At 69.1% G+C, this 24,078-nt stretch carries 25 protein-coding genes; 11 read left to right on the top strand and 14 right to left on the bottom strand.

Going from position 1 to position 24,078, the window contains the following annotated elements; translation table 11 throughout:
* Positions 1–87: 87 nt before the first annotated feature.
* Positions 88–3,246 (top strand): glycoside hydrolase family 2 TIM barrel-domain containing protein, encoded by a 3,159-nt coding sequence (locus B9Y95_RS16720; RefSeq protein WP_085513591.1) that lies wholly within the window; start codon positions 88–90, stop codon positions 3,244–3,246.
* Here B9Y95_RS16720 and B9Y95_RS16715 read toward each other — a convergent pair.
* Entirely contained in the window at positions 3,224–4,480 is a 1,257-nt protein-coding gene (locus B9Y95_RS16715; protein ID WP_085513588.1) for an NAD(P)/FAD-dependent oxidoreductase, read from the bottom strand. The genes B9Y95_RS16720 and B9Y95_RS16715 overlap by 23 nt on opposite strands.
* 14 nt (positions 4,481–4,494) lie before the next feature.
* A complete protein-coding gene (locus tag B9Y95_RS16710) occupies positions 4,495–4,800 on the bottom strand; it encodes a DUF3072 domain-containing protein (RefSeq protein ID WP_079706423.1) in 306 nt (101 codons plus the stop codon).
* Positions 4,801–4,936: 136 nt separating this feature from the next.
* Here B9Y95_RS16710 and B9Y95_RS16705 point away from each other — a divergent pair, with 136 nt between their 5' ends.
* On the top strand, positions 4,937–5,644 hold the full coding sequence (locus B9Y95_RS16705) for an NADPH-dependent F420 reductase (RefSeq protein WP_085513587.1): 708 nt from the start codon (positions 4,937–4,939) through the stop codon (positions 5,642–5,644).
* A gap of 50 nt (positions 5,645–5,694) precedes the next feature.
* On the opposite strand, the gene B9Y95_RS16700 is transcribed toward B9Y95_RS16705, so the two are convergent.
* The 6 genes from B9Y95_RS16700 to B9Y95_RS16675 form a co-directional block, all read right to left on the bottom strand.
* A complete protein-coding gene (locus B9Y95_RS16700; protein ID WP_143736542.1) occupies positions 5,695–6,210 on the bottom strand; it encodes a hypothetical protein in 516 nt (171 codons plus the stop codon).
* A gap of 136 nt (positions 6,211–6,346) precedes the next feature.
* Entirely contained in the window at positions 6,347–7,204 is an 858-nt protein-coding gene (locus B9Y95_RS16695) for an NAD-dependent epimerase/dehydratase family protein (RefSeq protein ID WP_085513583.1), read from the bottom strand.
* Between the two features lie 10 nt (positions 7,205–7,214).
* Positions 7,215–7,610 (bottom strand): AraC family ligand binding domain-containing protein, encoded by a 396-nt coding sequence (locus B9Y95_RS16690; protein WP_085513581.1) that lies wholly within the window; start codon positions 7,608–7,610, stop codon positions 7,215–7,217.
* Positions 7,610–8,050: a cupin domain-containing protein gene (locus tag B9Y95_RS16685; protein WP_085513579.1), complete on the bottom strand. Its 441-nt coding sequence runs from the start codon at positions 8,048–8,050 to the stop codon at positions 7,610–7,612. Before B9Y95_RS16685 ends, B9Y95_RS16690 begins: the two co-directional genes overlap by 1 nt.
* A gap of 46 nt (positions 8,051–8,096) precedes the next feature.
* Positions 8,097–8,921, bottom strand: coding sequence for a phosphoenolpyruvate hydrolase family protein (locus B9Y95_RS16680; RefSeq protein ID WP_085513577.1), 825 nt, complete (start codon positions 8,919–8,921; stop codon positions 8,097–8,099).
* Between the two features lie 2 nt (positions 8,922–8,923).
* Positions 8,924–10,222, bottom strand: a complete 1,299-nt coding sequence (locus tag B9Y95_RS16675; RefSeq protein WP_085513575.1) for a Tm-1-like ATP-binding domain-containing protein — start codon at positions 10,220–10,222, stop codon at positions 8,924–8,926.
* 247 nt (positions 10,223–10,469) lie between these two features.
* On the opposite strand from B9Y95_RS16675, the gene B9Y95_RS16670 reads away from it, so the two are divergent.
* The 5 genes from B9Y95_RS16670 to B9Y95_RS16655 all read left to right on the top strand — a co-directional run bounded on the left by B9Y95_RS16670 (position 10,470) and on the right by B9Y95_RS16655 (position 17,160).
* Positions 10,470–13,130: a glycoside hydrolase family 78 protein gene (locus B9Y95_RS16670; RefSeq protein ID WP_085513573.1), complete on the top strand. Its 2,661-nt coding sequence runs from the start codon at positions 10,470–10,472 to the stop codon at positions 13,128–13,130.
* Between the two features lie 149 nt (positions 13,131–13,279).
* A complete protein-coding gene (locus tag B9Y95_RS21205; RefSeq protein ID WP_412458837.1) occupies positions 13,280–14,170 on the top strand; it encodes a sce7726 family protein in 891 nt (296 codons plus the stop codon).
* Positions 14,136–15,062 carry a sce7725 family protein gene (locus B9Y95_RS16665; RefSeq protein WP_085513570.1) on the top strand — a complete coding sequence of 309 codons (927 nt, stop codon included), beginning with the start codon at positions 14,136–14,138 and terminating at the stop codon, positions 15,060–15,062. The genes B9Y95_RS21205 and B9Y95_RS16665 overlap by 35 nt, the downstream gene beginning before the upstream one ends.
* Positions 15,055–16,086: an RES family NAD+ phosphorylase gene (locus B9Y95_RS16660; RefSeq protein WP_085513568.1), complete on the top strand. Its 1,032-nt coding sequence runs from the start codon at positions 15,055–15,057 to the stop codon at positions 16,084–16,086. Before B9Y95_RS16665 ends, B9Y95_RS16660 begins: the two co-directional genes overlap by 8 nt.
* A 60-nt stretch (positions 16,087–16,146) precedes the next feature.
* The gene (locus B9Y95_RS16655; RefSeq protein WP_085513565.1) at positions 16,147–17,160 is read left to right on the top strand and encodes an LLM class flavin-dependent oxidoreductase; all 1,014 of its coding nucleotides are present in this window, start codon (positions 16,147–16,149) and stop codon (positions 17,158–17,160) included.
* Positions 17,161–17,205: 45 nt separating this feature from the next.
* On the opposite strand, the gene B9Y95_RS16650 is transcribed toward B9Y95_RS16655, so the two are convergent.
* A complete protein-coding gene (locus B9Y95_RS16650; protein WP_143736538.1) occupies positions 17,206–17,457 on the bottom strand; it encodes a putative antibiotic biosynthesis monooxygenase in 252 nt (83 codons plus the stop codon).
* Positions 17,454–18,347: an SDR family oxidoreductase gene (locus B9Y95_RS16645; protein WP_085513560.1), complete on the bottom strand. Its 894-nt coding sequence runs from the start codon at positions 18,345–18,347 to the stop codon at positions 17,454–17,456. Before B9Y95_RS16645 ends, B9Y95_RS16650 begins: the two co-directional genes overlap by 4 nt.
* A 77-nt stretch (positions 18,348–18,424) precedes the next feature.
* On the opposite strand from B9Y95_RS16645, the gene B9Y95_RS16640 reads away from it, so the two are divergent.
* Positions 18,425–18,985 carry a TetR family transcriptional regulator gene (locus tag B9Y95_RS16640; protein WP_085513558.1) on the top strand — a complete coding sequence of 187 codons (561 nt, stop codon included), beginning with the start codon at positions 18,425–18,427 and terminating at the stop codon, positions 18,983–18,985.
* A gap of 20 nt (positions 18,986–19,005) precedes the next feature.
* Here the strand turns inward: B9Y95_RS16640 and B9Y95_RS16635 are convergent, their stop codons facing one another.
* Entirely contained in the window at positions 19,006–19,359 is a 354-nt protein-coding gene (locus tag B9Y95_RS16635; RefSeq protein WP_085513556.1) for a DUF952 domain-containing protein, read from the bottom strand.
* Between the two features lie 44 nt (positions 19,360–19,403).
* Between B9Y95_RS16635 and B9Y95_RS16630 the strand changes: the two genes are divergently transcribed.
* Complete coding sequence (locus B9Y95_RS16630) at positions 19,404–19,964, top strand: TetR/AcrR family transcriptional regulator (RefSeq protein WP_085513554.1); 561 nt, start codon at positions 19,404–19,406, stop codon at positions 19,962–19,964.
* Positions 19,965–19,984: 20 nt separating this feature from the next.
* On the opposite strand, the gene B9Y95_RS16625 is transcribed toward B9Y95_RS16630, so the two are convergent.
* On the bottom strand, positions 19,985–21,331 hold the full coding sequence (locus B9Y95_RS16625; RefSeq protein ID WP_085513552.1) for a carboxylesterase family protein: 1,347 nt from the start codon (positions 21,329–21,331) through the stop codon (positions 19,985–19,987).
* Between the two features lie 92 nt (positions 21,332–21,423).
* Entirely contained in the window at positions 21,424–22,344 is a 921-nt protein-coding gene (locus B9Y95_RS16620) for a C40 family peptidase (RefSeq protein WP_085513550.1), read from the bottom strand.
* Between the two features lie 261 nt (positions 22,345–22,605).
* On the opposite strand from B9Y95_RS16620, the gene B9Y95_RS16615 reads away from it, so the two are divergent.
* The gene (locus B9Y95_RS16615) at positions 22,606–22,932 is read left to right on the top strand and encodes a FitA-like ribbon-helix-helix domain-containing protein (protein ID WP_200811432.1); all 327 of its coding nucleotides are present in this window, start codon (positions 22,606–22,608) and stop codon (positions 22,930–22,932) included.
* The gene (locus B9Y95_RS16610) at positions 22,929–23,360 is read left to right on the top strand and encodes a type II toxin-antitoxin system VapC family toxin (protein WP_085513548.1); all 432 of its coding nucleotides are present in this window, start codon (positions 22,929–22,931) and stop codon (positions 23,358–23,360) included. Before B9Y95_RS16615 ends, B9Y95_RS16610 begins: the two co-directional genes overlap by 4 nt.
* 18 nt (positions 23,361–23,378) lie before the next feature.
* Here the strand turns inward: B9Y95_RS16610 and B9Y95_RS16605 are convergent.
* On the bottom strand, positions 23,379–24,078 hold a 700-nt coding region (locus B9Y95_RS16605; protein ID WP_143736536.1), incomplete at its 5' end, for a substrate-binding domain-containing protein.

Genomic DNA, 24,078 nt, shown 5'->3' with positions numbered 1-24,078 from the left:
CCCGCGACGCGCCGAGCGGCTCCTGAGTTAGGGGAATTCGGGAACCCGACCGGGTGAACACCACACGACGATGAAGGTTGCACGACGATGAACGACTCAGCAGGGCTCGCGGCGTCGTGGGTCGAAGACCCGATCCCGGGGACCGGGCGGCGGCGACCCCGTGCCGACGAATTGAGCGACGCACGTCGACTGTCCCTCAACGGCGACTGGGCGTTCACCCTCTCGCCGACGGCCGACGGGACTGGCGACACCTTCGGCGATCCGACGCTCGACGACTCCTCCTGGGACCGCATCCGGGTGCCTGCCCACTGGGTCCTCGAGGGCCACGGGCAGCCGCTGTACACCAACACCGCGTTCCCGATCCCGATCGACCCGCCTCGCGTGCCTGAGGAGAACCCGACGGGCGACTACCGCCGTACCTTCGTCCTGCCGGTCGGCTGGCGTCGCACGGACACGGTGCTGCGCTTCCAGGGCGTCGACTCCTGCGGGACCGTGTGGTTGAACGGCGTCCTCCTCGGCCACAGCAAGGGCAGCCGTCTCCCGGTGGAGTACGACGTCGGCGAGCACCTCGTCGCCGGTGAGAACGTCCTCGCCGTGCGGGTCCACCGGTGGTCGAGCGGCACCTACCTCGAGGACCAGGACATGTGGTGGCTGCCGGGGATCTTCCGCGACGTCGACCTCCTGGAACGCCCGGCGGGCGCGATCGACGACGTCCAGGTCCGTGCGGGCTTCGACCACCGCGACGGCATCGGCGTCCTGCGCGTCGACACCGACGTACCCGGCCTCGTCGACGTCCCCGAGCTCGGCATTCGCGACCTCCCCACCGGCACCGCGACCGCTCTGCCGGTGGAGCCCTGGAGCGCCGAGGTGCCGCGCCTCTACACGGCGCACCTCAGGCCGCGACCGACCGACGAGACGCCCGTGGCCGGCGAGACCGTCGAGCTGCGCGTCGGGTTCCGTACCGTCTCCATCGAGGACGGCCGCTTCCTCGTGAACGGCGTCCCGGTGCTGTTCCGCGGCGTCAACCGGCACGAGCACGACCAGGACCGCGGCCGTTCGCTCGACACGGAGACCATGCGGCAGGACATCCTGCTCATGAAGCAGCACAACCTCAACGCCGTGCGCACGAGCCACTACCCGCCCCACCCCGACTTCCTCCGCCTCTGCGACGAGCTGGGGCTGTGGGTGGTCGAGGAATGCGACCTCGAGACCCACGGCTTCATCTACACCGACTGGGCCGGCAATCCGCCGACGGAGCCGGTCTGGCGCGACGCGATGCTCGACCGTGTCCAGCGGATGGTCGAGCGCGACAAGAACCACCCGTCGATCGTCGTCTGGTCGATGGCGAACGAGAGCTGGGTCGGCGAGAACTTCGACGTGCTGGAGCGGTGGATCCGCGAGCGCGACCCGTCCCGGCCGATCATGTACGAGCGCGATCCGTCGTATCGGAACTCGGACTTCTCGAGCCTCATGTACCCCGACCAGGAGCTGCTCGAGGCCATCGGCCGTCGCGAGGAACCGACACCCGCGGGCGTGGTGGCTGGTTCGCCGGACGACGTGCGTCGGCGGCGACTCCCGTTCCTGCTCTGCGAGTACGCGCACGCGATGGGCAACGGCCCGGGGTCGCTCGTCGACTACCAGCGGATCCTGGAATCCTCCGACCGATTCTGCGGCGGCTTCGTCTGGGAGTGGATCGACCACGGCTTCCGCAGCACCGACGCCGCCGGGAACGAGTTCGTCATGCACGGCGGCGACGTCGCCTTCCGTCCGAACGGCGGACGCTACTGCCTCGACGGACTCGTCTTCGCCGATCGCACGCCCTCCCCCGGCCTCGCCGAGCTGCACGCTGCGATCAGTCCGGTCGAGCTCCTCCTCGACGTCCACAACCCCTGCTTGTGCGGCGCGAGCCGGAGGACGGGCCCCGACTCGCGGGAGGCGGACACGGCGATCGGTGAGGTCTGCAGGAGTTGTGGACGACAAGCCGGGGGCACGCTGACGATCCGGAACAAGTACGACGTGCGGTCGCTCGACCACCTCGCGCTGCGATGGGTCATGGAGGACGACGGTATCGCGGTCGCGTCCGGTGAACTGGAGATGCCTGCGGTGGGCGCCCGGAGCGCGGCGACCGTCGACTTGCCGACCGAGGCGCTCGTGCCGACCACGGATGCCGACCCGGTCTCCGGCGCACCGGTCGAACGCTGGCTCACCGTGCGGGCCGTCCTCGCCGCGGACGAACCCTGGGCGACAGCGGGACACGAGGTCGCGTTCGGGCAGGCGCGGATCGCCGCCGACCGACCGGCGGATCCGACCGGCGTCACCGTTCCCGTGCCGACCGTGCCGCGCAGACCCCTCGTACACGCCGACCGCACGCCGGGGCACCGCATCACCCTCGGCGCAGGCTCCTTCGACGCCCGCACCGGTCGGCTCGTCGCGCTCGGCGACCTGGAGCTCGACGGCCCCGTCTTCGACATCATGCGCGCACCCACCGAGAACGACCGCGGTCAGGGCCCGCGGAACACGGCCGCCGCCAGTTGGAAGCTCACGGGACTCGACCGCTTCCTCCACCGCACCGACGCCGTCGAGCGGATCGACGACGGGCAGGGTGGCGGCCTGCGGGTCTCCGGCCGCAGCGCCCCCGCCGCGCACGGGCTCGGCCTGCGCTGGACGTTCGACTGGACCGACGTGGGTGGCGCCCTGGACCTGTCGGTCACCGTCGTCCCGGAGGGGATCTGGACACACACCCCCATCGGTGACCACGTGCTGACACTGCCGCGCCTCGGCCTCCGGCTCGGTCTGCCCGGCGGGTATCGCGATGCGAGCTGGTTCGGGCGCGGCCCCGGCGAGTCGTACGCGGACAGCCTCGCCGCGGCCCGCATCGGTCGCTTCACGAGCAGCATCGACGGGCTCCAGACCGACTACCCGGTGCCCGAGGAGAACGGCAACCATGTCGGGACGCGGTGGGTGGAACTCACCGGCGACGGCCTGCCGACCCTGCGCGCCGAGCAACTGCAGGACGCCGGTTTCGACTTCACCGCCCGACGATGGACGAGCGAGGCGCTCGAAGAGGCCCGCCACCCGCAGGACCTCCGAGACTCCGGCCGCGTGTGGCTCAACCTCGACCACGCGCAGCAGGGCCTCGGCAGCTCGTCGTGCGGCCCGGCCCTACCCGAGCGCTACCGGGTGCCGGTGACGGAGACGACCTTCGGCGTGCGGCTGCGGACGCTCACGCCCGACCCTGCAGGATGAGGTTCCAGTACACCCAGGGCAGGACGTAGCGGTCGGCGAAGAACCTGAACCGACGCTCCTTCGCGAGCCCGTTCCACAACGGGATCGAGGGCTTCGGGCGGTAGCGGTCGTCGAACTCGGCGAACACCACCGTCCCGCGGGAGACCGTGAACGGGCACACCGAGTAGCCGTTGTAGACCGTGTCCGGCTCCCGGCCGGACCGCACGGCGACGAGGTTCTTCGCGAGGGTCTTCGTCTGTTGCCGGAGGGCACCGCCGGACTTCGAGCTCATCACCGCGGCGGCGTCGCCGAGCGCCCAGACGTCGGGGAAGCGCGGATGCCGCAGGGTCAGCGAGTCGACCTCGACGAACCCACCAGGGTTGCCCGGGTCGGCGAGCGCCGTGGCGGCGAGCCAGTCGGGTGCGGACTGCGGCGGCTCGGCGTGGAGGACGTCGTAGGGGAGCTCCTCACGGAGTCCGCCCGTCACGCCGTCCTGCCCGCGATCCGGGCCGTCCTGCGGGTCGGTCTGCGCGACGGTCACCACGCGCCGCTCCGGATCCACCGCGACGAGCTCGCGCGAGTATCGCACCTCGATGCCGTACTCGGCGACCTTCCGGTCGAGCTCGGCGTCGATCATCGGCATGCCGAACATCGTGGGTGTGGGCACGACGAGCACCACACGGATGTCGTCGAGGACGCCCGTCTGCCGCCAGTAGTCGCACGCGAGGTACATCGGCTTCTGCGCGGCACCCGAGCAGCTCGCGGGGCCGGCCGGCTGCGTGAACACGACGGTGCCGGAGCGGACCGACCGGAGCACACGCGACGCCTTCTGCGCGTACTCGAACGTGTAGTTGGAGATGCCCACGGGCGACGCCATCGCCTGCGGGAGGCCGGGAACGGCGTCCCAGTCCTGCTGGATGCCCGGAGCGACGATGAGCTGGTCGTACTCGACGGCGGTGCCGGATTCGAGCGTCACCGTCTTCGCGACCGGGTCGATGGACCGGACCCGGTCCTGGATCCAGGTCACGCCCTTCGGCGTCACGGCGTGCTGCGGCCTCGTGGCGACCGACGCGGAAGCGGTCCCGCCCGCGACGTGCGAGAACATCGGCTGGTACCGGTGGTGCTCGCGCGGTTCGATGACCGCGACGTCGTCGACCCCGTATCGCCGGACCCTCCCCGCGACGGAGAGGCCGGCGTTGCCGCCACCGATGACGACCACCTCGTGATGGAGCTGTGCCGTCCTGGGATCGGTCACGGTGGCGGCGGCGCTCAGGATCCGGACTGACCGCGACCGGTGGCGTTCTGCAGCCGGTCGATGTGTTCGGAGGCCTGCGCCTTCGTCAGGTCGGCGGGGAGCTCCTCGCCTGCCTCACGGGCCAGGGTGTCGAGGTAGCTGCGCTGCGGGCCGGTCATCGGCTCGTCGCCGGTGACCCAGTCCTCGGGGTCCTTGCTCGCGCTCGTCGAGCTGTCGTCGCCGCGGGCTCCGAGGGTCTCCTCGGTGGCCCCGATCGTCTCGGGTGCGCCGGAGGTCGTCGCGTCGGGGGTCGTTGCATCGGTCTGTTCTGCGTCAGTCATGCGGCAACGGTACGTCGAGCCGGCGATCGGGCAGGAGGGGTTGCGCGGCCCGCGCGATCGGTGTCGGAATAGCGACGGACGACACCCGGTTGACCCAGGCGACCGCGTGCGGCCGCACCGTCCACGAAGGAGACCCATGTCCGACACCGCTTCCGGAACCGACCGATCGGCCGACGAGCCGACCTCGTCGCAGGGCATCACCGTCGGCATCCTCGGCGCCGGCAAGGTCGGCACGGTCCTGGCACGACTCGCGGTCGCCGCCGGGTACCGCGTGCTCATCAGCGGCTCCCGCGACGCCGCCCGGATCGCCCTCACGATCGACGTCCTCGCGCCGGGCGCCGTCGCCACGACCTCCGCCGACGCAGCGGCCCAGGCCGACATCGTCATCCTCGCGCTGCCCCTCGGCAAGCACCGGTCGGTGCCCGTCGACGAGCTGCGCGGCAAGCTCGTCATCGACGCCATGAACTACTGGTGGGAGGTCGACGGACATCGCGAGGACCTCAGTGCACCGGAGACGTCGACGAGCGAGCTGGTCGCCGCCTTCCTGCCGGAGTCCCGGGTCGTCAAGGCGTTCAACCACATGGGCTACCACGACCTCGACGGGGAGCCGCGTCCGGCCGGCACGCCGGGCCGCAAGGGTATCGCGATCGCCGGCGACGCCCCCGCGGACCGGGCAGCCGCCTCGGCCGTGGTGGACGCCCTCGGGTTCGACCCCGTCGAGATCGGACCGCTGCGCGCGGGCGTCGTCCTCGAACCCGGACACGAGCTCTTCGGGGCGAACATCGGTGCCGACGAGATCCGCGAGGTCGCCGAGGTGCGGGCGTTCGCGGCGGACGTCCGCTAGCAGACCGGCGTTCGCCGAGACCGGATGACGTGGTGAACGCCGTGCGGCGTTCAGACGATCGTCCTGAGGTAGACGACGACGGTACCGTCCTCCATGTCGCCACGCGCAGCCTGTCCCTTCCCGAAGCGGATCGGGCCCACGCCGGTCGCTCCTTCATGCCCGAGCTTGGCATTCAAGCCCTCGGAGGCCGTCACTGCGGTCGCGGCCGTCGGCACCTCGGCGGAGGAGGCGAACTCGAGCCTGGCGGTATAGGTGATGGACAGGATGCCCGATCTCCTCAACTCACTGACCCGCACGTCGTCGCCCAGGTCGACACCGAACACCGTCTCGACCGACGATCGCAGCTCCACCTGGCATTCGGACTCGACGGAGGCGTAACCGCACGTCTTGACCTGCCCGTCGAGAGTCGGGTAGGTGCCCTGGAATGATCCGATACCGAACCCGATCACCGCGATCACCGCGGCGACACCGGCCACGAGCATCGCGAGCGTGGTTGCGAACCGGCGAGCAGCCTGCCTGAACGGAGTCCTCGGATACTCCCGCTCGTGGAAGAACCCATCAGCCAAGGGCACGACTACACCCGGCGCGGTTTCCTCCGTCGGCGGCTCGATCGATGACCCGGTCATACTTCCCCCAAAGCTGCGGTCCACCCCCGGACCGCCGCCCGATCACCCTACCTCGCACCGAATTCGAGGCGGCCGATCAGCCCTGGGCTGCCTGCTCGAACTCGTCCCGCCAGGAGTACTCGGGCTCGAAGCCGAGCCGTGTGCGGGCCTTGTCGATGGACATGAGCGTCTCGAACTCGCCGAGCCCCGCCCGCAGCGGGACACCGGGGAAGTGCGTCGCCGCGAGCTCAGCCGACGGCACGGTCGTCCCATTGTCGGAGGCGCACACGTCGTAGACCTCGAAGCCGGGCTCCGCTCGCGCCAGCGCCAGCGCGACCGCCTGCGCACCGTCACGTGCGTCGACATAGCTGAACAGGAGGTCGCGCCGGTACCCGGGCTCCGACGCCCGCGCGAACGTGCCGTACTCCCCCGGCGCCACGACGTTCGTGAACCGCAACGCGGTGATCGACGTCCCGTCGGCCCACCGCACCAACTGTGCGGCCATCGCCTCCTCGGCGACCTTCCCGAGCGCATACGTGTTGTTCGCGCGACTGACGGTCTCGTCGATCGGCAGGAACTCGGGCGCCTCCTCGAACGGGAACCCCATGGCCGTGATGCTCGACGCCGTCACGATCGTCCGGATCCCCGCCCGCAGCGCCGCGTGCAGCACGTTGAACGACACCGTCAGGTTGTTGTGGAACGTCGCCGCATCCGGCACGAGCCCGTTCACCGGGATCGCCGCCAGGTGCACCACGGCGTCGACATCTGCGAACCTCGCCGTCACACCGAGCAGGCTGTCGATCGTCTGCCCGTAGTCGGTCAGGTCCACGCGGGTGAACCCCGGCCCGGCCGCGCCCGCGACGTCGAGCCCATGCACGTCGTGGCCGTCCCGACACAGTCGATCGACGGTGGCGGAACCGAGCTTGCCCGAACTCCCGGTGACGGCGATGCGCATACGGACGATCCTAGGCTCGGGTGGGGAAGTCGGCGGGCAGCGGGAGCGCGGTCACCACGTGCCCGGCGGCGTCGTCATCGTTCGCGTGCAGATGGCCGACGCGCCCACCGGCCGGGAGTCCCGTCTCCGTGAAGAAGCCGCGGATCGTCTCGTACACCTCGACGATGTCGTGGGTGTCGCCGGCCTGCGTCAGCACGATGTCGCCCGACTGCACGTAGCGCTCACCACCGTCGACGAGCACCTTCCCCTTGCCCTCGGTGATGAACCAGATCTCGTGGTCGTCGTGGTGGTGCCGGTCGAACCGTCCGCCGTCGACCGACACCGCGAAGCGCCCGATCGTGCCGATCTCGCTCCAGTCCGGCTTCGAACCCGGATGCACCCAGGAGCCCGGTTCGATCACCGGCATCAGCGGTCCTGCTTCCAGCTCGGGGCCGTTCCGGCGTCGAGGATGCGCGCGTCGGGCAGGCCGTCGAGACCCGTCTCCGCGCCACCCGGCGTGTACACGACCGACAGCCGCAGCGGACGCCACGTCGTGTTGTACGTGGAGTGCACCGTGTCCTTCGGGATGTACACGGCGTCGCCCTCGCGGATCGGGAACGCCGGACCGTCGCCGACCGTCTGCACGCCCTCACCGGAGATCACCGTGATGACCTCCTCTTCGCCCGGGTGCTGGTGGGGCGCGTGGCCCTGCCCGGGGTAGACGATCACCTCGCCGACCGTGAGCCCGGCGCCCTCGTCGAGGTGCGGGGTGACGAGCCACTTGATGGTGCCCCAGTCGAAGACCCGGGTGGGGACCTCGTCGGGGCGACGGCCGGCGGTGGCGGGGGTGATGGTGTGTTCGGTCATGTGAGGCTCCTCGTCGAGTGGTCGTGCGGTGGGCGGTGCGGGTCGGTCAGCGGGGCTGGATGGCCTTGAAGTCCTCGATCTGGCGCTTGATGGCGCGCTCGGTCGGGAGACGCTCGACGGATGACGCGCCGAAGAACCCGGAGACACCCGTCGTGTTGGCGAGGATGTAGGCGGCATCCTCGGGTTCGGCGATCGGGCCGCCATGGCACAGCACGATGACGTCCGGGTTGATCGCGACGGCCGCGTCCCGCATCTCCTGCACCCGGTGCGCCGACTCCTCCAGCGAGAGCGCCGTGGTCGCGCCGATCGTGCCGGCGGTCGTGAGGCCCATGTGCGGGACGAGGACGTCGGCACCCGCCTCGGTCATCGCGACCGTCGACTCGACGTCGAAGACGTACGGCGCCGTGAGGAGTTCGCGCTCGGCGGCGAGGCGGATCATGTCGACCTCGAGGTCGTAGCCCATGCCCGTCTCCTCGAGGTTCTGACGGAAGACGCCGTCGAAGAGCCCGACGGTCGGGAAGTTCTGCACGCCGGTGAACCCCATCGTCTTGAGTTCGTCGAGGAAGCGCTCCATGATCCGGAACGGGTCCGTACCGTTCACGCCGGCGAGCACGGGGGTGTCGCGGACGATCGGCAGCACCTCCCGGCTCATCTCCACGACGACCTGGTTCGCGTCCCCGTAGGCGAGCAGGCCCGACAGCGAGCCGCGACCGGCCATCCGATACCGGCCGGAGTTGTAGATGATGATGAGGTCGACGCCGCCCGCTTCCGCGGACTTCGCCGAGATGCCGGTGCCCGCCCCGGCGCCGATGACGGCCTGGCCACGCGCGACGGTGGCGCGAAGTCGTTCGAGTGCGATGATCCTGTCCATGGTCAGTCCTTTCCCGTGGTGTCGGTGCGGTTCCTGTCGCCGTCTCGCTCGATCAAAGCGTGGAGGGTGTCGGCGGCGAGCCTCGCGAACACCGGGTCATTGAGGTGTTCCGGACGGTCGACGACCGTGACCGCGCTGCCCGCCACGCCCGCGAGCACCGCATCGATGAGCGCCGCGTCCGCCACCGGGTCGTGGAAGGGCAGGCCCTCGGCGTCGAGCGCCGAGATGCCGCCGCGCGGGAGCAACAGGACGGTGGGCGCCTCGGCCCCGGCGAGCTTCGCCCCGATCCGCTCGCCCAGCTCGCGGTTCTCGTCGACCGTGGTGCGCATGAGCGTCACCGTCGCGTTGTGGACGAAGAAGTCGCGATCGGCGAACCGCTCCGGCACGGTGTCGCGGGGGCCGAAGTTCACCATGTCGAGGGCACCGAGGCTGACGAGCTGCGGGACGCCTGCCGCGCCCGCCGCGGTGAGTCGGTCGGCGCCCGCCGTCAGCACGCCACCGACGAGATCGTCCGCGAGTTCGGTCGTCGTGAGGTCGAGGACCCCCGCGAGCATGCCGCTGCGGGCGAGCGATTCCAGTGCCTGCCCACCCGAGCCGGTGGCGTGGAAGACGAGGACCTCGTAGCCGAGTTCGTCCAGCCGCTCGCGGGCCACGTCGACCGCCGGCGTCGTGACCCCGAACATCGACGCCCCGACGAGCGGGCGGTCCGTCCGCTCGGCGGACGAGGCCGGACCGCGCGCCTGCGCAGCCGCCGCCATGCCGGCGATGGCCGCCACCGCGTTCCCGAGGACGGCACGGGAGATCTGGTTGATCCCGGCGATGTCGACGACGCTGTACGTGAGCGTCACGTCGTTCGCGCCGACGTACGGCGCGACGTCCCCGGACGCCATCGTCGACACGAGGAGCTTCGGGGCCCCGATCGGCAGTTCGCGGAAGACCCGGGCGGCGATGGCCGAGCCGCCGCTGCCACCGAGGGCGAGGACGGCGTCGACCCGCCCGGTGGCGTGCAGCCGGCCGATCACCGTCGCGGCACCTTCCGCCATCGCGCTCACGGCGGCTCCACGGTCATCCGCGGCGAGCAGCGTGTCGAGATCGGTCCCGCCAGCGGCGGCCACCTCGTGGTTCGGGTGGTGCACGGCAGCGTCGTACCCGTGGGGCTCGCGCGTTCCGGCGTCGACGACCACGACGTCTGTGCCCAGTTCGCCGAGACGCTCAGCGACCCATCGGTACTCGGCACCCTTCGTATCGAGGGTGCCGACGAGGGCGACGGTCGGTCGGACTCCTGCTTCGGGTGCTGTCATCGTCGCTCTCCATCGTCGTCGTCGTGAGCGCAGGACCGCCGCACATCGGCGCGCCCCACCTGACGGATCCGCTTCGACCCCGCCAGCGCCTCCATCCTGGTCCAGGTTTTGAAACGTGTCAAGAAGTATCGCACCATCCTCGCTTTCTCGTATACCAACGCTGTAGCATCGGGTTTTGAAACGTGTCAGAGTTGATCGCCGAGCGAGCTGCGACGCGCCCTGCCTGACGAAAGGACCAGCAGCCACGATGGTGACCACGAGCGCCCCCAGATTCGAGCACCTCCGCGAGGCCCGAGGGATCGGCGAAGCCACCCCGAGGCTGAGCTGGACGAACCTCGCACCCGCCGGCTGGGAGCAGCACGCCGCCGAGATCGAGATCACCCGCGACGGACGGGTCACGACCACGGGCCGGGTCGCCACCGGCGAATCCGTCCTCGTCGCCTGGCCCGCCGCTCCCCTGCGGTCTCGGGAGGTGGCATCGGTGCGCGTGCGGGTGTGGGGCACCGGCGGGAGCCCCGGTCAGGCGATCGAGGCGGCCGACTGGAGCCCGACGTCGACGGTCGAGGCCGGCCTGCTCGCACCGGGCGACTGGGTCGCGGTGCCGGTCGCAGCCGACTGGGATGAGGAGGAGAGCGACACGCGTCGGCCACCCCTGTTGCGGCGCGACTTCACCGTGGGTGCCGACCTCGTCTCGGCGCGGTTGTACCTCACGGCGCACGGCGTCTACGAGGCGGAGATCAACGGTCGGCGCGTCGGGGACGAGGCTCTCGCGCCGGGCTGGACCAGCTACGCGAGCCGGCTGCGCACGGCGACGCACGATGTCACCGAGCTCCTGCACCCAGGCGAGAACGCCATCGGCTCCTGGATGGGCGACGGCTGGTACCGGGGCCGCTTGGGGTGGCGCGGTGGCTTCCGCAACCTGTTCGGCTCGGACCTGTCGCTCATCGCCCAGCTCGAACTCCGCTATGAGGACGGTCGCGTCGAGACCATCGTGACCGACGAGCACTGGCGCGCCTCGTTCGGCCCCATCATCAGCTCCGGCAACTACGACGGTGAGCACTACGACGCCCGCGAGGAGCTCCCCGGATGGTCGGAGCCCGGCTTCGACGACAGCGGCTGGGCCGGCGTACGGATCGGCACACGCGACCCCGCCACCTTGGTCGCACCGCAGGGACCCCCGGTGCGCGCGACGCAGGAGGTCGCGCCGATCGCGGTCCTCACGAGCCCGAGCGGCAGGCGCATCCTCGACCTCGGCCAGAACCTCGTCGGTCGACTGCGCATCCGGGTCACCGGTCCGGCGGGCGAGACGGTCGTGATCCGGACCGCGGAGGTCATGCAGGAGGGCGAGATCTACACCCGTCCGCTCCGCGAGGCGAAGGCGACCGACAGCTACACCCTCGCCGGCCGCCCGGCTCCGGCGGACGGCGGTGCCGCAGAGGAGTGGGAGCCGCGGTTCACGATCCACGGCTTCCGGTACGCGGAGATCACCGGATGGCCGGGCGATCTCGACGAGGCGGTCGCGAACGGCGACGTCGTCGCGCGGGTGTACCACTCCGACCTCGAGCGGACGGGCTGGTTCGAGAGCTCCGACGAGCGGGTGAACCGCCTGCACGAGAACGTGCTCTGGAGCATGCGTGGGAACTTCGTCGACCTCCCCACCGACTGCCCGCAGCGGGACGAGCGCGTCGGCTGGACCGGCGACCTGCAGGTCTTCGCACGCACCGCCTCGTTCCTGTACGACGTGTCGGGCATGCTCGGCTCCTGGCTGCAGGACGTCGCGGTCGAGCAGCACGAGGACGGCACCGTGCCCTGGTACGTCCCCTTCATCCCCGACGACGGCCAGTGGACGCCGAACCGACCCGGCGCCGTGTGGGGCGACGTCGCCGTCCTCACCCCGTGGGTGCTCTACGAGCGCTTCGGCGACATCGGCGTCCTCGCGGCCCAGTACGACAGCGCGAAGCGGTGGGTCGACCTCGTCCACCGGCTCTCCGGTCCCGACCACCTGTGGAACGAGGGGTTCCAGCTGGGCGACTGGCTCGACCCGGCCGCACCACCGGATCGGCCGGCGGAGTCGCTCACCGACCGCCACCTCGTCGCCACCGCCTACTCGGCCTGGTCCACGGCGCACCTCGCGAAGACCGCCACCGTGCTCGGTCGCGTCGACGACGCTGAGCACTACGCCGAGCTCGCTGAGGCGACCCGCCGGGCGTTCCTCGCGGAGTACGTCGGCGAGGACGGGCTGATGACGAGTGACGCGCAGACCGCGTACTCGCTCGCGATCGCGTTCGAGCTCCTGCCGGACCCGGCGGCTGTGGACCGCGCCGGCGAGCGGCTGAGCGCCCTCGTCGCCGCCGCCGGCAACCGCATCGCGACGGGCTTCGTCGGGACGCCGATCGTGAGCGACGCGCTGACGACGTCAGGGCATCTCGACCGCGCCTACGACCTCCTGCTCGAGGACGAGTGCCCGTCCTGGCTGTACGCGGTGGGACAGGGGGCGACCACGATCTGGGAACGCTGGGACAGCATGCTGCCCGACGGGACGGTGAACCCGGGGCAGATGACCTCGTTCAACCACTACGCGCTCGGAGCGGTGGCGGACTGGCTGCACCGGGTCGTCGCCGGCATCGCTCCGGCCGCGCCCGGCTACCGCTCGATCCTGTTCAAGCCGCGGCCCGGCGGCGGGCTCACCCACGCCTCGGCGGTGCACCTGACGCCGTACGGGCACGCGTCGATCGCTTGGACCGTCGCCGACGGCGCATTGCAGGTCGAGGTCGAGGTGCCGACTGGGACCTCGGCGGTCGTTGACCTCCCGGGCGCCGAGCCGGTGTCGGTGACGAGCGGGACGCATCGCTTCGCGGTGATAACCTCGGCTCCATCTGCTCCCGAGAACGCAAGCACACCGCCCTAACTGCCTAGACAGCTCGGTTGTGACGCGCCGCAGGCATCGAACGCCGGCGCGATCGTGCCCAGCACGTAGAATTTGACCGCCAGAAGACATCAGCATAGGAGGACACGGTGGGCTCCTCAACGACAGTACAACTGGCCGCGCTTACGCGAATGTTCTCCGCCCGAGTGATCCGTGAACTCGGCGAGAACGGACATTCCCAGCTTCTTGTTCGGCTCCTTCGCGAGTCCGGCCTGTCCTCGCAGCTAGGTGAGGACGCGACCCTCGCGACCGCATTCGAGGCAGCGTTCGAAGCATTGCGGCGCCTAGGGTCCAGAGATGACTATGTCTACCGCGCAGCCATCACACAGAAAGTTGCGTTTGGTCGCCACAACATCCGAACAGCGACCGTGGTGAACGAAATGCGCGCCGGCGCCTCGAAGGTCGACGTTGTCATCTACAACGGTACATCTACTGCATATGAGATCAAGTCCGAACGAGACAACTTGAAACGCCTTCCGGCGCAGCTGCAGGATTATCAGTCCGTCTTTGCGGCAGTTAATGTAGTTACCAGTCCCATGCAATGCGACGAGGTCCTGCAACTCGCGCCACACCACGTCGGTGTCATTGTGCTTTCCAAGCGCTTCCGCCTCCAGGTGGCTAGGCCTGCTCTTGATCAGCCAGAGCGCACCGATCCTCTGGCCATACTCGAAACGCTTCGTATCGATGAGGCTGTCGCTGTACTGACCGGTCTTGGAATTGAATTCCCTCAGGTTCCCAACACCAGACGCCGAGGCCTGCTGCGCGCGATTTACGCAACACTTGACCCTGTTCGAGTGCACACAGAGTCAGTAAGGGTACTCAAGTCGACGCGATCACCTGCTCGATTGGGCCCTTATTTAGAGCGCCTCCCGGTACCATTGAGGCCAGCCGCCTTGGCAGCCGAACTCTCGGACGCGTCGAGGGCTCGGCTACAGTCCGCGACGCTTCGGCCGGTCGCGAACTTGTTCGCGTGGAGTGAGGACCCCCATGTACTACCCCTTCTTTCGAGGAAAGCAGTTTGAACTCTTAGCGATTCGCGAATCCGCCGGCGTCATCGCCGATGCCGGGTTCCACCCAATCATCGAGCCAGTACGAGAAACACTGAGTGGGCTGGAGCGCACCCTTCAGGAGCTGGAAGCACACGGTGGCGCCGCGGCAGTGATCATCAATCCCCGCCACGGTGACCACCGTCATGACGGCGAGGGCCTGGAGGAGTACCTTCAGGAGCATTACGGGGACAACGACGCGATCATCCCTGGCATCCTTCTGTCGAATGCTATGTCAACGCGAGACGCATTGCAGAGCATTTCCCGCCACGACGGCGCGCCACTGATGCTCATTCACGCTGGATTCACCGATGGCAAAGGCCTTGCGGCCTCCCTTACCACTGAGCCGATCACCCACGCATTTCTGGACGCGCGTAACACGTTGTATCGCCGTCATTTCCGAAGCGGAAAACGCATTCTCATTGAAGATGGGTTTGAGCGTATGAAGAATTCCGCCTACGGTCCGATCGACCGATTCTCAGATTTGCACATAACCTACGCAGAGCTGGGCGGCGACGGTTACGGCGACTTCCTTACTGTAGGAGACTATTACTCCGAGGGCGGCGGACCAGCCTACGCTGTCGCAATTCACCTCACATTCATCGACCCAGACCAAGATGGCGCGATGTTTGTCTACCATTTTGTTTCTGACTCAAACGACACGCCAGTGGACCCGGCTGGCAAGTTCGCGCAGGCCCTCGATAAGCTCATCGCGCAAGTTGACGATCCGGGGTCCAATATACTTGAGACTTCAGCCGTGTCTGAGTTTCGAGAGCTGCACGCCCGATCGCACTTCCCGGGATTGGGATACATAAAGAAACTATCAATTCGCCATCACTTGGAGACGCTGGCTGACTTCCATGCCTGAACGCCGCTGTTGCGCGAACTGTTTCGGCGATTATCTCATCCGGGACCAGTACGTGCCGATGTGCGACCCGCTCGTGCGGACCTGCGATTACTGCGGTTCGGAGAACGTCGATTGTGTCGTGCCCTCGCGGCTATCACCCTGGTTCGAAACCCTCATGGCCACCTATGAGGTCGACGAGGAGGGCGATCCGATAGTTCAGCTTCTTCAGGAGGAGTGGCGGCTGTTCGAAGGCTCCGGTTTGAATGCAGCACAGGCCAAGGAACTGCTCTCCGACGTGCTCGATGATGGCCAGCGCGTGCGTCTTACATATCGCGCTATTCAGCATCCCAGTGGCGGGCACCTTCGCGACTGGGAGGACTTACGTGGTGAGATGATGCACCGGAACCGGTGGTTCCTCGATGAACCGATGGACATGGCCCGCGTTGCCGAGCTGCTCTCGCAGCTAATTACACAGTCCTCCAGTCTTTCCGGCGTTGCTTGGCATCGGGCCCGGCTTATGAGTGGCGACGAGCTTTTCCCCCTAGACGAGATGGGCGCCCCGCCCAGGCACCTGGCGGGGCACGGACGCGCGAACCCGGCCGGCATTCCCTACCTCTACCTTGGGTCCTCCCCTGCGACCGCCGTCGCCGAGCTTCGCCCTCACACTGGCGAGATGGCGTGTATTGCTGACTTTGCATTGCCCGACCTGACATTCGCGGATCTGCGAGACCCCCGAGGGAGAGTCTCGCCGCTTCTTGAGGAGGAGGGAGACATCATCCGACTCCGCGCCGACCTGCCCCTCCTCGAGCGACTTGGGATGGAACTCACTCGACCGATCCAACCCCGCGGGGCGCCCTACGAGTACATCCCAACGCAGTATCTCTGTGAGTACATCAAGACGCAGTCGTTCGACGGCGTTCTCTATCGAAGTTCGGTGAGCGCAGACAACGGATTCAATCTCGCACTGTTCAACCCGTCCCGGGTGGTGCCGACCAATCTCCGCGGAGTCTCCGTAGAACAAGTAACCGTTCGCATCTCGAGCTAGGAAACGGGTCGACGATCCATTCACCGGAATAGAAGCCGTGCGTGCGACGCTGTAGCCAGCGTGAAGAAGATCGGATTCCTGTCCTTCGGACACTGGCAAGACGTTCCGGGCTCCAGCGTGCGCACCGGGCGTGACGCACTCCTGCAGAGCATCGACCTCGCGGTCGCCGCGGAGGAGGTCGGGGTCGACGGCGCCTACGTGCGCGTGCACCACTTCGCCCGACAGCTCGCGTCACCGTTCCCACTCCTGGCGGCGATGGCGGCGAAGACCTCGACGATCGAACTCGGCACCGGTGTCATCGACATGCGCTACGAGAACCCCCTCTACATGGCCGAGGAGGCGGCGGCCACCGACCTCATCAGCGACGGCCGACTGCAGCTCGGCGTGAGCCGGGGATCACCCGAGACGGCCCTCCGCGGGTCGGAGTCGTTCGGTTACGTTCCGGGCGACGATGAGACCGACGCGGACATCGCCCGCTCGCACACCGAGGTGTTCCGTGCGGCCATCGCCGGCGCGGGTGTGGCCCGCGCCAACCCGCAGATGACGGGGACGAACGGCCTGCTCGCTATCCAGCCGCAGTCGCCGGAGCTCGGCGAGCGCGTCTGGTGGGGCGCCGGCTCTCGCTCCACCGCGGTGTGGACGGCGGAGCAGGGCATGAACCTCATGTCGTCGACGCTCCTCACCGAGGACACCGGGGTACCGTTCGACGAGCTACAGGCGGAGCAGATCCAGATGTTCCGCGACGCCTGGTCCGAGGCCGGTCACGAGTGGCAGCCGCGGGTCTCCGTGAGCCGCAGCATCCTGCCGCTCATCGACGACGAGACGCGCCGCTACTTCGGACTGCGCGCCCAGGCCGACTCGAAGGACCAGGTCGGACACCTCGACGGCGGACTCGCGCGCTTCGGCCGCAGCTTCATCGGCGAGCCCGACGTCATCGCCGCCGAACTCGCGGCCGATGCCGCCGTCCAATCCGCCGACACCGTCCTCGTCACCGTCCCGAACCAGCTCGGCGTCGACTTCAACGCGCGCATCCTGGAGTCGATCGTCAAGGACATCAAGCCGGCCCTGGGGTAGCCCCGCTCACCGCCCAAGACGGTGCCGCGGAGGACGATCCCGCACTCACGAAGCATCCCCTTCGCCTGCGGTGGACCCGGCAACTCCTGCGCGCAGCCATGGCCCGAAGGCGCGCAGGAGGAGCGGCATCACGACGAAGGTGAGCAGCGAGACGAGCGTCACCGACAGGATGAGCGTCACCACCGGGATCGGCAGGCCGAGGATGAGTGGCCCGAGCGCCAACAGCAGCAGCGTGATGAGCGGGTACACCCCGAGCCAGGTGACGACCGCCATCTTCCAACGGGGCGGCGGCGTCATGCTGTGTACGCCCCGGCGGCGATGTCCTCGACCAGCGTCGGGCCGGTGGGACCCCATCCGTACGCGGCGCGGGTCGCCGCGCTGGACGCCGTCATCTCGGCTCCGAAGAAGCGCCCGATGAAGCCGAAGTGACCCGCCGCGTCATCCGGGTCGATCGACGTCGTCGGGAGGCCGAGCACCTCACCGATCGCCTCGGCGATCCGGCGCGCCTGCGCGCCTTCCTCTCCGACGGCGTGCACTCGGGCTCCCGCAGGAGCCTGCTCGAGCGCGAGTCGCACGAGCCGGGCCGCATCGCTGCGGTGCACGGCGGCCCAAGAGTTCGAGCCGTCGCCGATGTATCCGGAGACACCCGTGCGCTGCGCGGCCGCGACGATCTGTGCGATGAACCCGTGGTCGTGGTGGCCGTGCACGGTCGGTGCGAAGCGGAGAGCGATGCTCCGGACCCCGCGATCCTGGTAGTCGAACGCGAGGTTCTCGCTTCCACCGCGCATCGACTCCGGCCCGACGGCCGGGTGCGGATCGGTCTCGAGCACCGGCCGGTCCGCGTCGGGTCGGAACAACCCTGAAGCGAGGCCGAGTGTCTTCCCGGACCCGACCAGCGCTTCGGCAAGCGTCTCGACCGCCATGCGCTCAGCGCGGTTCGACTCCGCAGGGTTCGACCAGTCGTGCTTGTTCGCGAGATGGAGCGTCGCCTCGGACTCCACGGCTCCGCGACGGAGCGACGCGAGGTCGTCGAGATCACCGCGGAGGACGACCGCCCCCTTCGCTTCGAGGGAAGCCGCGGAGGCGTTGCTGCGGGCGAGGCCGAGCACCTCGTGACCCGCCGCGAGCAACTCATCGACGGCGGCACTCCCGATCCAGCCACTTGCTCCGGTAACGAAAACACGCATGGCGTGCTCCTTTCATGTCAGTGAATGACATCACTCTAGCACCTGATGTCAGCCACTGTCATCGCTAAGATGGATCCATGGCTCGTTGGCAAGCGGATACCGAGGGGCGGCTCAAGCTGGCCGCCATCGAACTCTTCGGGACGCATGGATTCGAGGCCGTCACGGTGAGCGACATCGCCGCAGCCGTCGGTGTCACCGAGCGCACCTTCTTCCGCTACTTCACCGACAAGCGCGAGGTGCTGTTCACGAACCAGGACGACTATCAGGCGCGGTTCCTGGACGCCCTCCTCGCATCCGAAGCCACGGCGCCGATGACACTCGTCGAGGCCGCACTCCACGGGGGCGCGGCGTTCTTCGCGGACGAACGGCGCACGTGGTCCCGCGCACGCCAGCGGATCGTCGACTCCAGCGCAGCACTGATGGAACGCGAGTCGCTCAAGCGCAGCTCGCTCACCGACGCCCTCACGACCGCACTCATCGCAAAGGGCGTCGCTCCCGTACCCGCAGCACTCGCAGCGCAGAGCGGTTCCGCTGCCTTCCACCTGGCCTTCGCCGCCTGGATCGCCGACGACGAGACGAGATCGTTCACCGAACTGCTCGACGACGTCCTCGCCGACCTCCGCGCCCTCCTCGGCTGACCACGCGCGGCGCCTGAAGGTTAGGGCAACGTCTGCGGCGACTGCCAGGCACCCGAGCCGTCTCGCTCCAGCGGCAGCTCGGTGACGACGGCCGGCCCGGCGGTCGGGAGGGGTGCGAGCACGCGCGGTTCCGGTTCCAGAACCACCTCGATGCCCGCTGCCTGCAGCTCCTCCACGTCGAGCACGATGAGCACGAGCGGCAGCTGGAGCGACCCGTAGACCCGCCCGAGCACCTCGGGCAGTCGGTCGACGGTCGTGGCGTGGACGAACCCGGCGTCGACGAACGGCACGGCTCGCGTCGACACCTCGTACTCGCCGAACGGCCGACTGGCCTCCCAGTCGTCGACGATCGCGACATGCAGGATCTTCGTCATCTCCACCCTCTCCATTTAATGAGACGTTACCGTATCATTAGAGCATGGAATCGAGACGTGGTCGCCCGACGGCAGCCGAACGCGACCGCCGGCGCGACGCGATCCTCGACGCCGCCATCCACCGGTTCGCCGAACACGGGTACGGCGGGACGACGATCGAGGCGATCGCCGCAGACGCCGGTGTGACGAAGCGGACGATCTACACCTGGTTCGGCGATCTCGCCGGCATGCTGACCGCGGCGGTCGAACGGCAGCACGGGTACCTCCTCGCGGCCGACGAGCCAGGCTCCGAGGAAGAGCCTCTCGAGGACGCGGCCACCCGACTGGTCATCGCACTGCACTCGGGCGTCTCGATCGCGCTGCACCGACTCGTGATCGCAGAATCTCCACGCTTCCCCGAGGTCGCCGCCGGCTTCTACGCCGTCGGCCCGGCCCGCTCGATCGCGTTCCTCGCCGGCCATGTCGGCGAGCGGGCGGAGCAGCTCTACACCCTGCTGCTCGGCGAACCGCATCGACGCAGGCTGCTCGGCCTGGCCGCTGCGCCGACGCCGGACGAAGCGCGTGCGCATGCCCGCGCGTGCCTGACACTGGTCGTCGACGGGTAGTCGGGTGGCCAGCGCCACACTCAGCGGTCGAGCGTGACCACGTCGCTCAGGCCCGCGGTCGCGTCGGCGGCCAGCACCCCGTCACGCGCGAAGTCGGCCCACATCTGACGCAGGAAACGGCCACGACGGTCGACCTCGGCCCACGTCGCCGAGCCGATGAGCGCTGTCCGGCTCCACGACCGTTCGGTACCGAGGAGCAGGGGCAGGTCCGTCACGTGCGACGCGCCGTACGGGCTGCCGGGCGGCGCCCAATTGAGCTCGTAGCGCGTGGCCCGACCGCCGGACGCACGATGGCGCTCGACGAACTTCCGGGCGTCGCGCGTGTACGTGAGGTGCGTGGTCGCACCGACGAGCGCCCTCCGGATGGGGTCACCGACGAGCGGCGCCGAGGTCATTCGGGCGAAGGCCGGGATGAGCGGCACGTACAGCCGCGTCTCCTCAGTGGTCGAGCCGATCAGGACGTCGATTCGTGAGGCTGCCTCCCGCCAGGCGGCGTCGCGGTCGGCCTCCGCCGGGAGCGGCGCGTGACCGTACTGGGTGCCGAACGCCATGCCGCCACGCAGTCCGAACCGTCGCGCCGCCCGCTCCACCCGCTCTTCGAGCGCGAGCAGTTCAACCACCGGCGTGTCCCGCGTCGGGCTGCCGGCCGCCCGCATCATCGCGCTCGCCATCTTCGCCCGACCACTGCTGATGCCGAGCGGCGCGCTCTGGACGATGGCGCGCTGGAAGAGCCCCGCGGTGCCGTCGCTGATCATGAGGTGCGCGATCGCATCGCCGCCCGCCGACTGCCCGAAGAGCGTGACCGACCCCGGATCGCCGCCGAACGCAGCGATGTGCTCGTGGACCCACCGGAGCGCGAGGACGAGGTCCAGCAGGCCGAGGTTGGCCGGCAGCGTTTCACCGTCGCCGAGGAAGCCGAGGATCCCGAGCCGGTACGTGACCGACACCACGATGACCCGCTGCTCGACGACCAGGCTGATCGGATCGTAGACGTCGAGGTCGCCGGCGCCTGTGACGTAGGCGCCGCCATGGATCCAGACCATCACCGGCAGCGACTCGTCCGGACGCATGTCGGCAGGGACCGTGATCGAGAGCGCCTGGCAGTCTTCGGAGTCGACCATCCCCTCGCCAGCGCCCTCGAGGACCGCCTCGAGCACCCGCGAGGTGCGCTGGGGTGAAGCAGGCGCCCGCTTGAAGGCCCGGAACGGCACGGGATCGCCGTCAGTGCCGACGGGAAGACCGGTCGGCTCCGGCAGCTCGAAGCGCCCCGCGCGGGCGTACGGGATGCCGCGGGCCCGAACCACCGCGCCGTCGACCCGACCGAGGATCGTGCCGAGGGAGGTCTCGAAGCTGCGTGTGTCGCTCATGGCTCCACGGTATCCGTCGCTCCGGCTGAGTTGCCCGGAACCGTGCGTATTTACGGTGAAAACGCACCGTTCCGGGCGACTCAGCGCTCGGCCTACGGGATGCGGATGTAGACCGGGTCGCCCCAGATCGACAGACGGTGCTGGACGTAGCGACCCCAGTCGGGAGAGTCGTACATGCCACCTGCACCGTCGTAGATCGCGATGTGGCCTTCCGGCCAGTAGAGCAGGTCGCCGGCGACGGCCTCCGACGCCGAGATCTGCACGCCCGACGCGGCCTGGGCACCGGCGCCGCGAGGCAGGGACACACCGAACGCCGCGAAGACGTACTGCACGTAACCGTCGCAGGCGAAGCTGTAGGACGGGTCGTTACCGTTGCCGTAGGGGACGACACCGACGAACTGCGCCGCGTAGGCGAGGATCGCCTCGCCGGATCGGGCGACGGCGGGAGCCGCGTAAGTGCGTCCCGCCGAAGCCGACGCGGACGACGAGGAGGCGGCGGATGCACTCGCGGCCGCTTCGGCTGCAGCAGCTGCAGCGGCGGCCGAGGCGGCGTCGACCTCCTCCTGGCTGGTCGCGCCGTAGCCGTCGCGCACGAAGGGCACATCGGCTGCGGTCGACGGCACGGAGTACGACACCGACTGCATCGTCGCCGCAGACGGGATCGCTCCACCGGTCGCCGCATCGACGTCGACGCCGGCAGCGGCCGCCGGCAGTGACACCGACACGAAGAGCCCGGTGGCGAGCGTCATCACGCCGAACGTGGCGAACGGCTTGGCGCGCTTCGCGAACGAGCTCTTGGCGCGCGGGGCCGAGGGCCGCTTGGTGGGCACGAGGTCGACGTGGCGTCGCTCCTCCTCGACGGAGGCGGTCCAGCTGGCGTCCTCGAGTCGAGCCGCGCGACGGGCGGCTCGCGGGCTGAGGGCCACGTGGCGGCCGCCGGTCCGGGTGGGGGTCACGGCCGGAGTGTTCGGGTCGCGGCGCTCGAGGGCGCGCGCAGGAGTGGTGCTGGTCATGTGCGGGGTACCGTCCTGGGTCTCGGTCGCGTCGGGGGCGCGCTCGGTTCATGCTCGGTGGGTGCAGCATCGCCTCGGCAGAGCCGCCCCTCGATGACCGCGGTCGACCGGTTGCCCGATCCGAGGGAGGCGAAACGGCCACCCTACGTGGACGTCCCTGAGAGGATCCTCCGCTTGGCGTGGCCTGTGGAGGACCGATGAAGCCCGAACCGCGAAGTGCTAGCATCGCGCTAGCACTCCATTCCCACGAGAGGTGACGACATGCCCACGGTGACCGTCCGGAATCTCGACGAGGACACGAAACGCGGTTTGCAACAGCTCGGCGTCTTGCACGGACGATCCATGGAGGCGGAGATCCGGGCGATCCTGGCCGCGGCCGTCAGGACGACGACGGCTGAGGATATCCGCGCCGCCTCGGCCGCTGACAGCGACCGACCGGGGCTGGCGGAGCGTATTCATCAGCGCTTCGTCGACCTCCACCTCGACGGTGAACTCGTCGTAGAACTCCCCGACCGCACCATGACCACGCGACCGAATCCGTTCGACGATGCCGCGAGCGCCGACGCGGACGACCCGGCCCCGAGATGATCATCATCGACACGAACGTCGTCTCGGAACTGTTCAGACCACGGCCCGACCCCACGGTGGCGCGGTGGCTCGACCGGCAGGACGAGGCCGACCTCCACCTCACCGCGATGACCGCTGCCGAACTCCTTGAAGGAGCCCTGCGCCTTCCTGCAGGCGCCCGCCGATCGTTGCTCGTCGAGGCCGTGGCGACCGTGCTCGATGCCGACTTCGCAGGGCGCGTCCTCCCCTTCTCCGCGGAAGCCGCGCTCGATTACGCGGAGCTCATGACGACGCGACGCCGTTCCGGCAACCCCATCGGACCTCAGGATGCGATCATCGCGGCCATCGCGAGATCCTCCGGCGCCGCTCTCGCGACGCGGAACACGCGCGACTTCGCCGGTGTCGGCCTCCGCCTCATCGACCCGTGGGTCCCCGACCACCCGGCGTGACCCAGGGCGGCACCCGCCTCAGGACGGGTCGACGCCGACCGTCGACTGCCGGACGACGAGTTCCGGCTGGAAGACGATCTGCTCGGGCACGCGTCGAGCGCCCGCGTCCGCCTCACGGAGCAGGAGCTCGACGGCGGTGTGGCCGATGAGCGCGCTCGGCTGACGGATCGACGACAGCGGGACGACCGCCGCCGACGCGAAGTCGATGTCGTCGTACCCGATCAGGGCGATGTCGTCCGGCACGCGCACCGAACCGAGCATGCTGAACGCCTGCAGGACCCCCATCGCGAGGAGGTCGTTGGCCGCGAACACCGCGTCGGGCCACTCGTCGCGAGGACGGTTCCGGATGGTCTCGCCCGCGGAACGGCCCTGCAGCACCGTCAACGCGGTGGTCTCCACGACCTCAAGGGTGACCTCGGCACCAGCGGCCGAGGCTGCATCGACCGCCTGGCGCGCACCGGCGAGCCGGTCGACGACCTGCCGGAGCGAGGACGGACCACCCACGAGCGCGATGCGGCGCCGACCGAGTCCGATGAGGTGCTCGACCGCCAGTCGCCCGCCCGCGACGTCGTCGACGGCGACCGATGAGAAGCTCGTGTCCTCGGTCTGCCGGTCGACGAGGATGTGAGCAGCCTCGCTCTGTGTCGTCGTTTTCGCTGCGATCGGTGTCGGGTCAGGTGGTGCCGATGACGAGGGTGCTGCGGGCGGCCTCGACGAC

Source organism: Plantibacter flavus, from assembly GCF_900177615.1.
GTDB classification, from domain to species: domain Bacteria; phylum Actinomycetota; class Actinomycetes; order Actinomycetales; family Microbacteriaceae; genus Plantibacter; species Plantibacter flavus.
The sequence above is the reverse complement of the archived record's forward strand: the minus strand, read 5'-3'. Positions and strand labels throughout refer to the sequence as shown.

What these genes read in the sequence shown, in the direction of transcription:
- B9Y95_RS16720 (WP_085513591.1), top strand. Translation starts at nt 88, where the DNA reads ATGAACGACTCAGCAGGGCTCGCGGCGTCGTGGGTCGAAGACCCGATC.
- B9Y95_RS16710 (WP_079706423.1), bottom strand. Translation starts at nt 4,800, where the DNA reads ATGACTGACGCAGAACAGACCGATGCAACGACCCCCGACGCGACGACC.
- B9Y95_RS16705 (WP_085513587.1), top strand. Translation starts at nt 4,937, where the DNA reads ATGTCCGACACCGCTTCCGGAACCGACCGATCGGCCGACGAGCCGACC.
- B9Y95_RS16695 (WP_085513583.1), bottom strand. Translation starts at nt 7,204, where the DNA reads ATGCGCATCGCCGTCACCGGGAGTTCGGGCAAGCTCGGTTCCGCCACC.
- B9Y95_RS16690 (WP_085513581.1), bottom strand. Translation starts at nt 7,610, where the DNA reads ATGCCGGTGATCGAACCGGGCTCCTGGGTGCATCCGGGTTCGAAGCCG.
- B9Y95_RS16685 (WP_085513579.1), bottom strand. Translation starts at nt 8,050, where the DNA reads ATGACCGAACACACCATCACCCCCGCCACCGCCGGCCGTCGCCCCGAC.
- B9Y95_RS16680 (WP_085513577.1), bottom strand. Translation starts at nt 8,921, where the DNA reads ATGGACAGGATCATCGCACTCGAACGACTTCGCGCCACCGTCGCGCGT.
- B9Y95_RS16675 (WP_085513575.1), bottom strand. Translation starts at nt 10,222, where the DNA reads ATGACAGCACCCGAAGCAGGAGTCCGACCGACCGTCGCCCTCGTCGGC.
- B9Y95_RS16670 (WP_085513573.1), top strand. Translation starts at nt 10,470, where the DNA reads ATGGTGACCACGAGCGCCCCCAGATTCGAGCACCTCCGCGAGGCCCGA.
- B9Y95_RS21205 (WP_412458837.1), top strand. Translation starts at nt 13,280, where the DNA reads ATGTTCTCCGCCCGAGTGATCCGTGAACTCGGCGAGAACGGACATTCC.
- B9Y95_RS16665 (WP_085513570.1), top strand. Translation starts at nt 14,136, where the DNA reads ATGTACTACCCCTTCTTTCGAGGAAAGCAGTTTGAACTCTTAGCGATT.
- B9Y95_RS16660 (WP_085513568.1), top strand. Translation starts at nt 15,055, where the DNA reads ATGCCTGAACGCCGCTGTTGCGCGAACTGTTTCGGCGATTATCTCATC.
- B9Y95_RS16650 (WP_143736538.1), bottom strand. Translation starts at nt 17,457, where the DNA reads ATGACGCCGCCGCCCCGTTGGAAGATGGCGGTCGTCACCTGGCTCGGG.
- B9Y95_RS16645 (WP_085513560.1), bottom strand. Translation starts at nt 18,347, where the DNA reads ATGCGTGTTTTCGTTACCGGAGCAAGTGGCTGGATCGGGAGTGCCGCC.
- B9Y95_RS16640 (WP_085513558.1), top strand. Translation starts at nt 18,425, where the DNA reads ATGGCTCGTTGGCAAGCGGATACCGAGGGGCGGCTCAAGCTGGCCGCC.
- B9Y95_RS16635 (WP_085513556.1), bottom strand. Translation starts at nt 19,359, where the DNA reads ATGACGAAGATCCTGCATGTCGCGATCGTCGACGACTGGGAGGCCAGT.
- B9Y95_RS16630 (WP_085513554.1), top strand. Translation starts at nt 19,404, where the DNA reads ATGGAATCGAGACGTGGTCGCCCGACGGCAGCCGAACGCGACCGCCGG.
- B9Y95_RS16625 (WP_085513552.1), bottom strand. Translation starts at nt 21,331, where the DNA reads ATGAGCGACACACGCAGCTTCGAGACCTCCCTCGGCACGATCCTCGGT.
- B9Y95_RS16620 (WP_085513550.1), bottom strand. Translation starts at nt 22,344, where the DNA reads ATGACCAGCACCACTCCTGCGCGCGCCCTCGAGCGCCGCGACCCGAAC.
- B9Y95_RS16615 (WP_200811432.1), top strand. Translation starts at nt 22,606, where the DNA reads ATGCCCACGGTGACCGTCCGGAATCTCGACGAGGACACGAAACGCGGT.
- B9Y95_RS16610 (WP_085513548.1), top strand. Translation starts at nt 22,929, where the DNA reads ATGATCATCATCGACACGAACGTCGTCTCGGAACTGTTCAGACCACGG.